Origin of the sequence: Flavobacterium macrobrachii (assembly GCF_014486675.1) — a bacterium.
Taxonomy (GTDB): domain Bacteria; phylum Bacteroidota; class Bacteroidia; order Flavobacteriales; family Flavobacteriaceae; genus Flavobacterium; species Flavobacterium macrobrachii.
This window is the reverse complement of the sequence record NZ_JACTAC010000015.1, coordinates 1-16,025: the sequence shown is the minus strand read 5'-3', so window position 1 is coordinate 16,025 and position 16,025 is coordinate 1. Positions and strand designations below refer to the sequence as shown.

13 protein-coding genes and 2 riboswitches are annotated in these 16,025 nt (G+C 33.1%); of the genes, 10 read left to right on the top strand and 3 right to left on the bottom strand.

The window, feature by feature from the left end; all coding sequences use genetic code 11:
• Positions 1-162: 162 nt before the first annotated feature.
• A riboswitch (SAM riboswitch) is annotated at positions 163-266 on the top strand.
• 73 nt (positions 267-339) lie between these two features.
• From thrA to IAI56_RS05270, 8 genes are all read left to right on the top strand, one after another.
• The gene (gene thrA / locus IAI56_RS05305; RefSeq protein WP_187656884.1) at positions 340-3,726 is read left to right on the top strand and encodes a bifunctional aspartate kinase/homoserine dehydrogenase I; all 3,387 of its coding nucleotides are present in this window, start codon (positions 340-342) and stop codon (positions 3,724-3,726) included.
• A gap of 8 nt (positions 3,727-3,734) precedes the next feature.
• Positions 3,735-4,160: an OsmC family protein gene (locus IAI56_RS05300; RefSeq protein WP_187656883.1), complete on the top strand. Its 426-nt coding sequence runs from the start codon at positions 3,735-3,737 to the stop codon at positions 4,158-4,160.
• Positions 4,157-5,332 carry a trans-sulfuration enzyme family protein gene (locus IAI56_RS05295; RefSeq protein ID WP_187656882.1) on the top strand — a complete coding sequence of 392 codons (1,176 nt, stop codon included), beginning with the start codon at positions 4,157-4,159 and terminating at the stop codon, positions 5,330-5,332. The genes IAI56_RS05300 and IAI56_RS05295 overlap by 4 nt, the downstream gene beginning before the upstream one ends.
• Before the next feature lie 68 nt (positions 5,333-5,400).
• A riboswitch (SAM riboswitch) is annotated at positions 5,401-5,505 on the top strand.
• A gap of 225 nt (positions 5,506-5,730) precedes the next feature.
• Positions 5,731-6,708 carry a homocysteine S-methyltransferase family protein gene (locus IAI56_RS05290; protein ID WP_187656881.1) on the top strand — a complete coding sequence of 326 codons (978 nt, stop codon included), beginning with the start codon at positions 5,731-5,733 and terminating at the stop codon, positions 6,706-6,708.
• A 10-nt stretch (positions 6,709-6,718) separates the two neighbouring features.
• The gene (locus IAI56_RS05285) at positions 6,719-7,231 is read left to right on the top strand and encodes a hypothetical protein (protein ID WP_187656880.1); all 513 of its coding nucleotides are present in this window, start codon (positions 6,719-6,721) and stop codon (positions 7,229-7,231) included.
• Between the two features lie 144 nt (positions 7,232-7,375).
• A complete protein-coding gene (gene metH / locus IAI56_RS05280; RefSeq protein WP_187656879.1) occupies positions 7,376-10,051 on the top strand; it encodes a methionine synthase in 2,676 nt (891 codons plus the stop codon).
• A gap of 69 nt (positions 10,052-10,120) precedes the next feature.
• Positions 10,121-11,077: a methylenetetrahydrofolate reductase [NAD(P)H] gene (gene metF, locus IAI56_RS05275; RefSeq protein ID WP_187656878.1), complete on the top strand. Its 957-nt coding sequence runs from the start codon at positions 10,121-10,123 to the stop codon at positions 11,075-11,077.
• A gap of 48 nt (positions 11,078-11,125) precedes the next feature.
• Complete coding sequence (locus IAI56_RS05270) at positions 11,126-11,974, top strand: TlpA family protein disulfide reductase (RefSeq protein ID WP_187656877.1); 849 nt, start codon at positions 11,126-11,128, stop codon at positions 11,972-11,974.
• Between the two features lie 121 nt (positions 11,975-12,095).
• On the opposite strand, the gene IAI56_RS05265 is transcribed toward IAI56_RS05270, so the two are convergent.
• From IAI56_RS05265 to IAI56_RS05255, 3 genes are all read right to left on the bottom strand, one after another.
• Positions 12,096-12,653, bottom strand: coding sequence for a transcriptional regulator (locus tag IAI56_RS05265; protein WP_187656876.1), 558 nt, complete (start codon positions 12,651-12,653; stop codon positions 12,096-12,098).
• A 2-nt stretch (positions 12,654-12,655) separates the two neighbouring features.
• Entirely contained in the window at positions 12,656-12,997 is a 342-nt protein-coding gene (locus IAI56_RS05260) for a type II toxin-antitoxin system HigB family toxin (RefSeq protein WP_187656875.1), read from the bottom strand.
• Between the two features lie 165 nt (positions 12,998-13,162).
• The gene (locus tag IAI56_RS05255; RefSeq protein WP_187656912.1) at positions 13,163-14,395 is read right to left on the bottom strand and encodes an ABC transporter permease; all 1,233 of its coding nucleotides are present in this window, start codon (positions 14,393-14,395) and stop codon (positions 13,163-13,165) included.
• Positions 14,396-14,399: 4 nt separating this feature from the next.
• On the opposite strand from IAI56_RS05255, the gene IAI56_RS05250 reads away from it, so the two are divergent.
• Together IAI56_RS05250 and IAI56_RS05245 are read left to right on the top strand one after the other, a co-directional pair.
• Positions 14,400-15,644: an exo-beta-N-acetylmuramidase NamZ family protein gene (locus IAI56_RS05250; protein WP_187656874.1), complete on the top strand. Its 1,245-nt coding sequence runs from the start codon at positions 14,400-14,402 to the stop codon at positions 15,642-15,644.
• Entirely contained in the window at positions 15,637-15,939 is a 303-nt protein-coding gene (locus tag IAI56_RS05245; RefSeq protein WP_187656873.1) for a hypothetical protein, read from the top strand. Before IAI56_RS05250 ends, IAI56_RS05245 begins: the two co-directional genes overlap by 8 nt.
• The last annotated feature ends 86 nt before the right edge of the window (positions 15,940-16,025 follow it).

The window sequence follows — 16,025 nt, the reverse complement described above, 5'->3', positions numbered from 1 at the left end:
ACAAAAGATTTAATTCGTTTGTTGGATTAGAAGAAGTTGAGGATTTGAAAGCTGATTTTTAAGCGGTTTTTGAAAATATTATTTAAAATCAATTGGTTTAAAATTTGCGTTTTTAATAAACAAGTAGTTATTTTGCGCCTTTAAGTTCATAAAATTTTTGGAATGTTATAAAGAAAGCTGGAGGGAATAGACCCAATGAAAGCTTAGCAACCCTACAACCCGTAGAAGGTGCTAAATTCTATCTCAGAATTGAGAGAAGATAACACAAAAAGCTAGTTTTTTCTAAACTTTCTATATGATATTTCCAGGCACAAATCATTAAGATTTAAATTGGAAAATATGTTAAACACAATCATTTTACAAAATTTCACTACCGAAAGTGGTGTAAATTATCCTGTTATTTATTTAAGCTATCAACTTTTTGGTCTCGAATTAAATTCGGCACCAATAGCTATGGTTAATCATGCGCTGACGGGGAATTCAAATGTTGTTGGGGAAAATGGTTGGTGGAATGATTTAATTGGAGAAGATAAAACTATTGATATTCTAAAATACACGGTTATATCTTTTAATGTGCCGGGAAACGGTTATGATACCAGAACAATAAAAAATTATCTAGATTTTACTACTAGAGATATCGCTAGGCTTTTTATTGAAGGGATTAAAGCTTTAAAAATTAAACAATTATTTGCTTTAATTGGAGGTTCTGTAGGCGGAGGAATTGCATGGGAAATGGTAGCATTGGAACCAAAATTAACTCTGAATCTAATTCCTATTGCTACAGATTGGAAATCAACAGATTGGTTAATAGCCAACTGTTATGTACAAGAACAAATCCTTAATAATTCCCGAAAACCCATAGAAGACGCAAGAATTCATGCCATGCTTTGTTATCGTACTCCTGATTCTATTAAAGAAAAATTTCAGCGTAATACCAATGAACATTTAGATACTTTTAAAGTCGAAAGTTGGTTAAGTCATCACGGTGTAAAATTGCAACAACGATTTCAGCTTTCAGCTTACAAAATGATGAATCAGTTACTCAAAACGATTGATATTACTAGAAATAGAGAATCTTTTGAAGCTATAATTTCCGAAGTAGAAGCTAATATTTACATTATAGGAATCAACTCTGATTTGTTTTTTACAGCAAGTGAAAATAAAGAAACCTACGAAGAAATTAAAAAATTTAAAAATAATGTATTCTACAGCGAAATTGAATCACAACATGGTCACGATGCTTTTTTAATAGAATATGAACAATTAGAAAATTTATTAGAAGTCGTTTTTAAAAACAAAAAGGATAAACAAATGAAAGTATTGAAATTTGGGGGTAAATCATTATCAAATGGTGAAGGAATAAATAAAGTTTTAGATATTATTATTGATAAAAAGAACAAAGGAGAAAATATCGCAGTGGTGGTTTCTGCCCGCGGAAATGCAACAGATGAATTAGAAGATATTTTAACTATTGCTGCCAAAAATGGAAATTATAAGCCATTATTAGAAAGTTTTAAATTGTATCAGCAAGGTAATTATACCAATGTTGATTTATCGGAGGAATTTGAAAAATTAGACAAGCTTTTTGAAGGCGTTAGTTTAATTGGAGATTATAGCGAAAAAATTAAAGATCAAATACTTGCTCAGGGAGAATTACTTTCGGCAAAATTACTTTCAGCAGTTTTAATTGAAAAAGGTGTAAATGCTTGTTTTACAGACACGAGAGAATTGATAAAAACAGACTCCAAGTTTGGTGATGCGCAACCATTAGAACAGCTTTCTAAGAAAAACGTAATTGCCTATTTTAAACAAAATAATGGTTCGACTGTCAATATCGTTACTGGATTTATAGGTTCTAACATCAATAATGAAGCTACTACTTTAGGAAGAAACGGAAGCAATTATACCGCTTCATTATTGGCAAATTATCTTAATGCTGTCGAACTTCAAAATTACACACATGTTGATGGAATTTATACTGCAAATCCTGATTTAGTTCCGGACGCAAAAAAAATTGATTTCTTATCCTATAATGAAGCCAATGAATTAGCCAATTTTGGGGCAACTATTCTTCACGCGAAGACTATCATACCATTATTGGAAAAAAATATTCCGCTGCGTATTTTAAATACTTTTAATCATGAAAATAAAGGAACATTAATAACTTCTAATGTTGAATCAGTTGGAATTAAAACACTTTCTGTACTAGAAAACGTAGCATTGGTTAACCTTGAAGGAAGAGGATTATTAGGAAAAACGGGTGTTGACGCTCGTATTTTTAAAGTAATGGGAGATCATGATATAAGTGTAAGTATAATTTCTCAAGGTTCTTCAGAAAGAGGTATTGGTCTTGTTGTTGCAGCAGATAAAGCAACAAAAGCGATGATTGAATTAGAGAAAGAATTTGAAAATGATTTTTATTCAAAGGATGTTAATAAAATTTCTGTGAATGATAACGTTTCTGTAATTTCTATAATTGGTCAAGATTTAAGTACGTTTTACAAGCCTTACACAGTTTTAATTAAAAACAAAATTATACCGATTCTTTTCAATAATACGGTTACTGGAAAAAACGTGAGTTTGGTGGTGAAAAAAAATGACCTACATAAAGCTTTAAACGTAATTCACGGAGAAATTTTTGGGGTTTCAAAGAAAATAAATATTGCTATTTTTGGACACGGATTGGTCGGCGGAACATTAATCAATCAGATATTAACTTCCGCTGATTCTATCGAAAAACGAAAAGATATCAAACTAAATGTTTTTGCTATTGCCAATTCTAAAAAAATACTCTTTAATAAGAATGGCTTAAATCAAAATTGGAAAAATGAAATACAAAAAACAGGAATTTCATATACCATTGATGATGTTATTGCTTTTGCCAATGCAAATCACCTAGAAAATTTAATAGCAATTGATAACACAGCTAGCAGCTCATTTGTCGAAAATTATATTCCGTTAATAGAAAACAGTTTTGATTTAATTACTTCTAATAAAGTTGCCAATACATTAAGCTATGAATTTTATAAAGAAGTAAGAGCTGCATTAGCTATTCATCAAAAAAATTATTTGTATGAAACCAATGTTGGCGCCGGATTACCATTGATTGACACTATTAAATTATTACATCATTCAGGTGAAAATATAACCAAAATAAAAGGTGTTTTTTCAGGAACATTAAGTTATCTGTTTAATACTTTTTCTTCAAAAGAAGTGCTTTTCAGTGAGGTTTTACAAGAAGCTATTGATAAAGGATTTACCGAGCCAGATCCAAGAGAAGATTTATGCGGTAATGACGTAGCAAGAAAATTACTGATTTTGGCAAGAGAGTTAGATCTTCAGAATGAATTCGAGGAAATTAGCATTCAAAATTTAATTCCTGAAAACTTAAGAGGTGGCGATAAGGAAAGTTTTATTAGTAGAATTACTGAGTTAGATACGGTATATGCCACCATAAAAGCAAACCAAAAGCCAAATCATGTTTTGAGATATATTGGTGAATTATCCGGAGATTTACAAAAAGATAAAGGAGTTTTAGAAGTCAAACTAGTTTCTGTACCAGCCGATTCAACTTTGGGTGGCCTTAAAGGTTCCGATTCTTTTTTTGAAATTCACACAGAATCTTATGGAGATAGACCTATTGTAATTCAAGGCGCAGGTGCAGGTTCTGCAGTTACAGCAAGAGGTGTTTTTGGAGATATTTTACGATTATCGGATAAAAATTAAATATAAATATGAAAGTTACTTTAAATAGAATCAATGATGCCTATCATTTTCAAGCTAAAAATGAGCGAGGACATATCATAGAATTAGACAGTCGTGCCGAATTTGGAGGCAGTGATTTGGCTGCAAGCCCAATGGAATTATTACTGGTTGCATTGGCCGGATGCAACGCTATAGATATTATTTCTATTCTCAAAAAACAAAGACAAGAAGTTACTTCTTATAAAACAGAAGTTGAAGGTATTAGGGTTCAAATTGATGAGGCAAAACCGTTTAAAGAAATAAATCTTATAATCTATTTAGAAGGAAATATTCTACCCGAAAAAGCATTGAAAGCAGCTCAATTATCTTTCGATAAATATTGTTCCGTTTCCAAAACAATAGAGTCAACAGCAAAAATCAATTATAAAGTAATACTAAATAACCTTGCCATATGAGTGAATTTGAATTCGGATTTGAAACCAATGCCATTAGAAACCAACTAGAAAGAACTCAATATCTTGAGCATTCTGTGCCGTTATATCTGACTTCAAGTTTTGTTTTTGAAGATGCAGAAGATATGCGTGCTTCTTTTGCCGAAGAAAAAGAGCGTAATATTTACAGTAGATTTTCTAACCCAAATACTAGCGAGTTGGTGCAAAAAATTTGCCAAATGGAAGGTGCAGAAGACGGATTTGCATTTGCAACAGGAATGGCAGCTGTTTATTCAACATTTGCAGCATTACTAAATTCAGGCGATCATATCGTTTCTGCCGGAAGCGTTTTTGGTTCGACTCATACTCTTTTTACCAAATACTTCCCCAAATGGAATATTACAACTTCTTATTTTGATGTCAATAAACCAGAAACAATAGAAAGTTTTATTCAGCCAAACACCAAAATTTTATATGCCGAGTCTCCAACTAACCCGGCAGTAGATATTATTGATCTCGAAGTCTTGTCAACTCTTGCCAAAAAACACAATTTGATTTTGATTATTGACAACTGTTTTGCTACACCTTATCTTCAAAAGCCAATTCATTTTGGCGCCGATCTGGTAATTCACTCAGCAACCAAATTAATCGATGGACAAGGACGCGTTTTAGGAGGAATAACAGTTGGAAAGGCCGATTTAATAAGGGAAATTTATTTGTTTTCCAGAAATACCGGACCAGCATTATCACCATTTAATGCTTGGGTGCTGTCTAAAAGCCTTGAAACATTGGCTGTTCGTGTAGAAAAACATTGTGAAAATGCATTAAAAGTTGCTGATTTTTTGGAAAATAATCCCAATGTACTTTCTGTGAAATATCCTTTATTGAAATCACATCCACAATACGAAGTAGCCAAAAAGCAAATGAAGTTAGGAGGTAATGTAGTTGCTTTTGAAGTAAAAGGCGGAATTGAAGCTGGAAGGTCTTTTTTAAACAATATAAAATTATGTTCACTTTCTGCTAATCTCGGTGATACAAGAACTATAGTTACGCATCCTGCTTCAACTACACATAGTAAATTGACAGTAGAAGAACGTCTGGCAGTTAGTATAACTGATGGATTAGTTCGTGTTTCGGTTGGTTTAGAAACTGTGCAGGATATAATAAATGATTTAGATCAAGCGCTAACCAAATAAAAAATTAAAAAAATACATAAAAAATTAAAATTTAGTCTTTACTTTTGCAACGTTCATAAACTTATTGTTCGTTATCACGAAAGCTGGAGGGAATAGACCCGTTGAAAGCTTAGCAACCCTTTGCCAAAAGAAGGTGCTACATTCTATCCCGATAAATCGGGAGCAGATAACCCCGAGAATTCTTCTCACTTTCACGATAACATACCATAAAATTTTAACAGAATTCCTAACTGTCTTTTCGACTTTTGGAGAAATCTGGAGCGAATGGCTTGCGCATTGTTGCAGTCCATATTCCCGCTTTGCGTCTCGTTCCAAAAAACGAGACTACAATCGGGGCTAATTAATAATCTTTGTGTATCTCTGGGTTTCTTAGTGAAACTTCGTGAAATTTAAAAAATATGTCAAAAATACAACAAGCCATCAAAGAAAGAATCCTTGTCCTTGACGGCGCTATGGGAACCATGCTGCAACGAAACAATTTCTCCGAAGAAGACTTCCGAGGCGAGCGTTTCAAAGATTTTCCACATCCGCTAAAAGGCAACAACGATTTGCTTTCCATCACCCAACTCGAAGCCGTAAAACAAGTCCATCGACTGTATTTTCAAGCTGGAGCAGACATTGTAGAAACCAATACATTTTCAGGAACAACCATCGGAATGGCAGATTACCACATGGAAGATTTAGTTTACGAGCTAAACTATCAATCCGCCAAAATAGCACGCCAAGTAGCCGATGAATTTACAGATAAACCACGTTTTGTAGCTGGTTCCATCGGACCAACAAACCGAACAGCATCAATGTCACCAGACGTAAACGATCCGGGTTATCGAGCTGTAACGTTCGATGAATTAAGAATAGCCTACAAACAACAAGTCGAAGCCTTAATTGATGGCGGTTGTGATGTGCTTTTAGTAGAAACCATTTTCGACACACTAAATGCCAAAGCAGCACTTTTCGCTATCGAAGAAGTAAAAGATGAACGAAACTTAGATATTCCTGTAATGGTTTCTGGAACAATAACTGATGCTTCAGGAAGAACACTTTCTGGACAAACAGTTGAAGCGTTTTTGATTTCAATTCAGCACATTCCGTTACTAAGTATTGGATTTAATTGCGCACTTGGTGCAGACCAATTAAAACCGTATCTAAAAAGATTAGCTCACAATACACAGCTCAATATTTCGGCGCATCCAAATGCTGGGTTGCCAAATGCATTCGGACAATACGACCAAACACCAGCCGAAATGCAAGCATTAATTAAAGAATATTTACAAGATAATTTAATCAATATCATTGGTGGTTGTTGCGGGACAACACCAGAACATATCAAAGCAATTGCTGATGTTGCCAAAGAATTCAAGCCAAGAAGAGTATAAATTTTAAAAAATGAAAAAGTCTATATTATTATTTACATTTGCTATTACTGTTATTTTAGGATGTTCCTCTAGTGACGATGATAATTGTACTAAAACAATTGTTATCCCAAGTAGAACAATTATAACTCCATCAGGTTCTACATTTATTCCTGAAAGTTCTCTTCTAGTACCATGTGATTATGTTATTACACCTATTCAAGAACAATTACCACTTCAAAACTTTTCCTATGAAGTATTAAACTTTGTATATACTCCAGACACAGGAAATAATACTAGTAGATTAAAATTTGATATAAAACTGAATAATCTAAATAATTTTTCCATCAATGGATTTGCTTACATAACACTAAATGTAGACGGAACAGTTTCTTCTTCAGGATTATTAAATGGAGCGACTTCAAGCTGCAGTCAAATAAGTCCTAATTCTAGTTGTATTTTTTCTTATGATAAAGAAATATCCCTTGAATTAGGTCTTGTTCAATCTATTCAGTTAGTTGATGTTAAATATTATTTAGCAAACTAAAAACTGATTACATGCTGCAACCGAGTTTAAACCAAGAAAATTAGAGTTAGGATAAGCGTTTTTCCTGCAAGGTTTTAAAACCTTGTAGGTGTATTTTTTAGAATTTTAGTTTAATTAAAAACCTTGCAGGATTAGAAAAATAAGATGTCAAGAACAAACAAAATAAATTTACAACTTTCAGGTTTAGAACCGCTTTTCATTAATGAAGAATCTATTTTCGTGAATGTAGGCGAACGTACTAATGTTACTGGTTCCCGTAAATTTCTTCGATTAATTAAAGAAGAGAAATACGAAGAAGCACTTGAAATTGCTAGAAATCAAGTCGAAGGTGGCGCACAAATAATAGACGTCAATATGGACGAAGGAATGCTCGATGGTGTGTATGCCATGACAAAATTCCTAAATCTAATTGCCGCCGAACCCGATATAGCTCGAGTTCCAGTAATGATTGACAGTTCCAAATGGGAAATCATCGAAGCTGGATTGAAAGTCGTTCAAGGAAAAGCCGTTGTAAATTCCATTTCACTAAAAGAAGGAAAAGATGCTTTTATTCATCATGCCAAATTAATTAAACGATATGGCGCAGCAGTAATCGTAATGGCTTTTGACGAAGATGGTCAAGCCGATACGTACGAGAGACGCATTGAAATTTGCAAAAGAAGTTATGATATTTTAGTAAACGAAGTCGGTTTTCCAGCACAAGACATCATTTTCGACCCCAATATTTTTCCAGTTGCAACTGGAATGGACGAACACAAACTAAACGCCATAGATTTTTTCAGAGCCACAAAATGGATTCGTGAAAATCTTCCATATGCTAATATTTCTGGTGGAGTTAGTAACGTTTCGTTTTCGTTTCGAGGAAATGATACCGTTCGTGAAGCGATGCATTCGGCATTTTTATATCATGCCATTCAAAACGGAATGACCATGGGAATCGTAAATCCAGAAATGCTTGAGATTTACGACGAAATTGACAAGACATTATTAGAACACGTTGAAGATGTACTGCTAAATAGAAGAGAAGACGCAACCGAAAGATTGTTGACTTTAGCTGAGAGTTTCAAAGGGGATGTAAAATCGAATGAAAAAGAAATTGCCGAATGGCGAAACGGTACGGTACAAGAACGGTTAACGCACTCATTAGTAAAAGGAATAGATGAATTTATCGAAATTGATGTTGAAGAAGCGAGAGTAAATTCGGCGAAAGCTATAGAAGTTATTGAAGTAAATCTGATGGCAGGAATGAACGTCGTAGGCGATTTATTCGGAAGCGGAAAAATGTTTTTGCCTCAAGTGGTGAAATCAGCTCGTGTAATGAAAAAAGCAGTAGCTCATTTGTTACCATTTATCGAAGCACAAAAAACGGGTGAATCGTCATCTGCAGGAAAAGTGCTGATGGCAACGGTAAAAGGCGATGTACATGATATTGGAAAGAATATTGTAGCCGTAGTTTTAGGATGTAATAATTTCGAAATCATCGATTTAGGTGTTATGGTTCCGCCAGAAAAAATCATTCAAGCTGCTGTCGAACACAATGTAGATATTATAGGATTAAGCGGATTAATCACGCCTTCATTAGACGAAATGGTTTATTTGGCAAAAGAATTAGACAAATTAAACATCAAAATTCCGATTATGATTGGTGGAGCGACAACTTCTCGTGCGCACACAGCCGTGAAAATTGCACCAGAATATAAAGAAACTGTAGTTCACGTAAACGACGCATCGCGTGCAGTGACAGTTGCAAGTAATTTGCTTCAAGCTGAAACCAAAGAAGGTTACGTAAAAGCAATTCGTGAAGAATACGACAAATTGCGTGACGGTTATTTGAATAGAAGTCGCGATAAAAATTTCCATTCGATTGAAGATGCAAGAAAGAATAAATTAAAATTAGATTGGGATAATTTTACACCAGTGAAACCAAATTTCATCGGAACAAAAACCGTTGAAGTAGAACTTTCTGAATTGGTTGAATTTATAGATTGGACGCCATTTTTCAACTCGTGGGAATTGTACGGAAAGTATCCTGCGATTCTAACAGATGAAATTGTAGGCGAACAAGCAACCAATTTATTTGCCGATGCACAAGAAATGCTAAAACAAATTGTATCAGAAAAATGGTTGACTGCCAAAGGAATTCTCGGAATTTTTCCAGCAAATACAATCAATGATGATGACATAGAACTGACAACAGACAACCGACAACCTATAACTTTTCTAACTCTAAGACAACAATCACAAAAAACCGCTGGCGCACCAAATATTGCATTGTCTGATTTTATCGCTCCAAAGGATTCAGGAAAGCAAGATTACATAGGATGTTTTTGTGTCACAACAGGTTTTGGTGTAGATGAAAAAGCAGCCGAATTCGAAAAACAACTGGACGATTACAATTCGATTTTAGTGAAAGCACTCGGCGATCGATTTGCTGAAGCATTTGCCGAATATTTACATTTAAAAGTTCGTAAAGAAATTTGGGGTTACGCCTCGGATGAAAATTTATCCAATCAAGATTTAATCTCTGAAGAATATATTGGAATTCGTCCAGCGCCAGGTTATCCAGCTTGTCCAGACCATTTAGAAAAACCAACCATTTGGAAATTACTAAATGTTGAACAAGAAATAGGAGTGAAGCTAACCGAAAGCATGGCAATGTGGCCAGCCAGTTCAGTTTCGGGATATTATTTTGCAAACCCGCAAAGTAAGTATTTCGGACTAGGAAAAATAAAAGAAGATCAAGTAATAAATTATGCCAAACGTAGAGGAATTTCTACCGAAATGGCAACCAAATGGCTTTCGCCGAATATAGCAGATTAAAAACAGTTGTCAGTTTTCAGTTTTCAGTTATTTTGGAAACAGACAACAGACAACAGACAACTAAAAATTATGAAAGTAACAGAACACATAGATAACGCCAACGGAAAACCATTATTTTCTTTTGAGATTCTTCCTCCTTTGAAAGGACAAAATATTCAGTCTATTTTTGATAGTATTGATCCGTTGATGGAATTCAATCCGCCATTTATTGACGTGACTTATCATCGTGAGGAATACGAATTTAAGGAATTGCCAAGTGGTTTGTTGCAAAAGAAAATTGTAAAAAAACGTCCCGGAACGGTTGGAATTTGTGCTGGAATTCAGAATAAATATGATGTTGATGCTATTCCGCATATTCTTTGTGGTGGATTTACAAAAGAAGATACCGAGAACTTATTAATTGATTTGGATTTCTTAGGAATTGATAATGTCGTTGCACTTCGTGGTGATGCTTTGAAAAACGAAACCTATTTTAGACCAGAACGTGAAGGAAACGAATATGCAACCGACTTAGTTTTGCAAATTGATAACCTAAATAAAGGAATTTATTTGGATGAAGATTTACAGAATTCGGCTAAAACTGATTTCTGCATTGGTGTTGCTGGTTATCCCGAGAAACACATGGAAGCACCAAGTTTGGATAGTGATATTCATTTTTTGAAACAAAAAATAAAAAATGGCGCCGATTATATTATTACCCAAATGTTTTTTGACAATAAAAAGTTCTTTGATTATGTAGCAAAAGTTCGTGCTGCAGGAATTACAGTGCCAATTATTCCTGGGTTAAAACCCATTGCAACTAAGAAACAACTGAATTTAATTCCGCATCGATTTTCATTAGAATTACCAGATGATTTAATTATGGCTGTTGTAAAAGCCAAAGATAACGATGCTGTAAAACAAATAGGAATTGAATGGTGTACGCAACAAAGTAAAGAATTGGTTGCTGCTGGAATTCCGGTGTTACATTATTATTCTATGGGAAAAGCTGAGAATATCAAAGCCATTGCCAAAGAAGTTTTTTAAAAAGCAATAAATTAATAATTTTATCGTTATCGTTCTAAACCAAATAAAATGAAGAAAATTATTTTGATTGTTTTCCTTGGATTGAACCTAACGATGTTCGCTCAGGATTATCCTTTTTTATCAACTTCAACAAAGAAGATTAAAGGTAAAGAATATATTGATTTTTTGAATGATAATCTTGCAAAAATTGACAGTATTCAAAAATCGACTTCATATTTTCTTGAAAACGGAAAACCGTACACTCAAAAATACGCCGATTCTATTTTTAAAACTAAAGATGGTCACGTTTATACGACGCGATTTTATCGGGATACAATAACAAATCATTTTACTTATGTTTTGTATAAACGTTCTAAAATAGAAATGAGAGAAGATAATAAGTCGTTCAATAAATATATAAAATCAGACGAAAAAAACCGAAAAAATCTAAAACGTTCCGCTATTGATGATTTGGTAATGGTTGATATTGATGGCAATCAGCACGATTTTGAAAGCATTGGAAGTAAAATTATTGTGCTTGATTTTTGGTTTACCACTTGCGCACCATGCATCAAAGAAATGCCTGAAATGAATAAGTTGAAAGAAGAATTTGGAACCAATAACGTGGCTTGGTTTGGCGTAACCTATGACAATAAAGAAAAGGTAAACCGATTACTAAGCAAAGTACAATTTGATTTTATGATTGTACCCAATAGCCAACATTTAGTAGATCGTTTTGGGATAAAATTCTTTCCGACTACGTTGATTATCGATGAAAACCGAAAGATTGTTTACACCGGTAGTTTTTTTAAACACAACAACAGATTGGAAGAAATAAAAACGGAACTAACTAAGTTGGTAAAAGCTAAAAAATATTCAGTTGATGCTGGCCCAGCGTTGCAAATGGAGAATGAGTAGTTTGGTTTGACGTTTTGCGACGGTTGCGATGCCAGCGAACTGATTATTTTCCGTGAAGTAAATGTGTCAAGACAATAAAGCAATCCAATCATTATTTCAAAATGCTTTTACTGATAGTATTTTATGCAAACTCTAAATCTTCCTTGGTCAATTTGATTTTTGGATTTTTCAATTGAATAACAGCTGATTTAACTTTTATTTGATCGTTTTTTGAAAGAAATATTGGCAATAAATGCAATATGTCTATTTTTAACAAACGGTTCATAATAATTATATCCTTTAATGAAAATGGACTTATCCCATTTATTAATTCAGACATGTAAGTTTTGCTTCTATGACCTAAAATTAATCCTAATTGTTCTTGAGTTAAATTAAAAGATTTTAATTTGTCCTTAATTAATGTTTTTCTTTTTAAAAGAAATTCTCTCTCTTTTTCCGCTATTAATTCAGCAATTTCACTTTCTTTTATTTTTTCGTAACTAATATTGTCTTTTGACCAAACACGAGTTTCATACTCTTCAATTATATCTCTTAATTTTTTTCTAATAGAAACAAATGAAGAATCCTCTTTGGCAAGAAGTCTTAGTTTTCGGTCAGCAATTTGAGCTCTTTCTAAATCAAGCTCATTATTTATTTTTCCATCTTTTATTATTTTTTCTATGTCAAAATGTGTTTTCATAATTAAATGTAATTTTTAGATTTTAGCCATTTTTTTATTGTACCCTTATTGTTTTTAAAAGTAGATTCATATTCTTGATGTGTTCCAGCCCATACTACTGTTGCTTCACCGTCATCTCCCAGTTCTAATAAAATCATTGTTCTATGGATTGATATATTAAAAAAATAAAAACCATCACTGTGAACACAATCAGCATCTTTTCTAGTTGCTTTTACTTCAGCTTGATTTTTCCAATCACTCTTTTCAATATCTTTTATAAGTTTATCTATTTCAGAACACAAGGTTGTATTTCCACCGTTTTTGGCTTTTAATTTTAATAATTTATTTTTCCCTGTTAGTCTCATAATGTACAAATATATAAAAGTTCGGAAATAAACCGAACTTATTTTTTGTTTTTTTAACGTAAAGTTGTGAAATACTACTGATAACTTGGAGATTAGCGAATGATTTATTTGTAAAAATTCACAAATAATTAAACACAAGCCATTTACCAAATATAAAAAATAAATCTAATCAAATCGTATCGCTTTTGACGGCGAGATTTTGGTAATGATATACGAAGGAATTAGTAAAACCAATAAACAAATGGCAACCGTTCCAATGTTTAGCAGTAGAATGTAGAATATATTAATATCCACCGGAGCTTCGTTTACGTAGTAACTTTCGGGATTGAGCTTAATGATACCAAAATATTTTTGAAGTAATAAAAGCGATATTCCAATTAAATTTCCCCAAAAAAGTCCTTTGGTAATTAGGTAAAACGAGTTGTAAATAAATATTTTTCGAATGTTCCAATTGTTTGCGCCAAGAGATTTTAAAATCCCAATCATTTGGGTTCGTTCCAAAATCAAAACCAATAAAGCTACGACCATATTAATCGTAGAGACAACAATCATCACAATAAGAATGACAATAATATTAAAGTCAAAAAGCTTTAACCATTCAAAAATATAGTAGAATTTTTCCTTGATGGTTTTGCTGTCCATAGTCGATGAGGTTTCTTCATAAACTTGTTGTCCTTTTAAATCGATTTGGTCAAAATCGTCAATAAAAACTTCAAACGAACCCACTTCATGCGGTTTCCATTTGTTAATTCGCTGAATATGACGAATATCGCCAATAACATAATTAGCGTCAAATTCCTGAAAACCTGAATTGTAAATCCCAACAATTTTGAAATTTCTCAAATTATAACCATCGTTATCTTCTTTCATGAAATAGGTGACAAAGTTGTCGTTGAGTTTCAAACCTAATCGGTTAGCAAGATATTCTGAGATGATGACTTCTTCGTTGAGATTGGCTTTTAAGTTGGGTAATTTTCCTTGAACTAAATATTCTTCCAAGTTATCCGATTTATAATCTTTGCCTATTCCTTTAAAAATAACACCTTCAAAAGCTGTTTCGGTTCGAATAATTCCGCCTTTTCCGGCAACGGCTTGAACGTGATTGATGCCGTCAACATCATTAAATTTCGGGTAGAATTTTTGATAAATCGAAACAGGTTTGGTGCTAACATCCGATTGGTTGTCATTGTAACTCGAAATAATAATATGTCCGTTGAAAGCCGAAACTTTTTGGCGTATTTTTTGCTGTAAACCAATACCGGTAGCGACCGAAACTATCATCATAATCATTCCCAACGCAATGGCGATGATGGCGATTTTTATAATTGGTGCAGAAATACTACTTTTATGGTCTTTAGCAGTAATCAGTCGTTTCGCTATAAAATATTCTAATTTCAATGGTATGATTTCAATTTCAGTGTTCAAAAATACAGTTTTATTCTCGGTTTTGCTAATGTTGTCTTGCGCAAGCCAGAAGCCAAAAGAAAGGTTCGAATACAAAAGCGAAATTAGAGAAACTTTGATTTCATGTTCATTCGAGAATAATGTTCCATTATCATCAAATATTATTTCTGGTGCCGATAATTCTTCAGCTTATTTGCCTTTATTGAAAGACAAAAAAATTGGTATTATTACGAACCAAACCGGAATTCTATCTGATAAAACGCATTTGGCTGATTTTCTTTTAGACAAAAAAATCAATGTCCAAAAAATCTACGCACCAGAACACGGTTTTCGTGGAACTGCCGATGCGGGCGAATTAATTAAAGACGGAAAAGATACCAAAACCGGTTTGCCAATCATTTCATTATACGGAAATAACAAAAAACCAAAGCCAGAACAATTAGCCGGAATTGACGTGATGGTATTTGATTTACAAGATGTTGGCGCACGATTTTATACGTATATTTCATCGTTGCATTACATCATGGAAGCTTGTGCCGAAAATAATATTCCGCTAATTGTACTCGACAGACCAAATCCAAATGGAAGTATTGTTGACGGACCAATTTTGGAAAAAGAACATACAAGTTTTGTTGGAATGCATCAAATTCCTTTGCTTCACGGCATGACAATTGGTGAATATGCCAAAATGATTAACGGAGAAAAATGGCTTAAGAATGGCGAAGAATGTAAATTGACAGTTATTCCGTGTTTGAATTACAATCGAGAAATGGCTTATAGTTTACCAGTTAAACCATCGCCAAATTTGCCAAATGACCAATCGATAAATCTATATGCGAGTTTGTGTTTGTTCGAAGGAACGAATGTGAGTTCTGGTCGCGGAACCGAAATGCAATTCCAAATTTATGGTTCGCCGTTTCTGCCAAAAAGCAGTTTCAGTTTTACACCAATGCCTAATTTTGGTGCCAAAGATCCGATGCATAACGGAAAATTATGTTATGGCGAAGATTTGACTAAAATAGAAAAAGTGAAACAGTTGGAATTAAAATGGTTGATTAAAGCCTACAATTCCACTTCAGATAAATCGAAATTTTTCAATGATTTTTTCCTAAAATTAGCAGGAACAAAAAAGCTAAGAGAACAAATTGAAGCTGGAATTCCTGAAACCGAAATCAGAAAATCGTGGGAAAAAGGATTGAATGATTTTAAAGAAATGAGAAAGAAATATTTGATTTATGAATAAGTCATATTTAAAGAAATCAAAAATGAAACTTCCTAATAAATACAGATTAGCTATTGGAAATATCTTAGCTGTATTTTTAATAGTTAGAAGTGTTTTTGTGTTTTTTGATAAAGGATATGAAGGTTGGCAATTTATTTTAGCACCAACTTTATTTGTAATAGGATTGTTCGCATTTGCATTTGATTTTTTCTTCCAAAGACTTTATGCAAAATATTTATTGATGAATCTTATTGAACTAATAATTTTTATTGTTCTAGGTGTAGTTTACTATGATTTCTTGAAAATTATATTTTAATTTCAATATTCGGATTGATTTTCAACATTTCATCAATAAAAAGTTGTTTCTCTTTTGGCGAAATATAAATCTCATCAAATTTATTT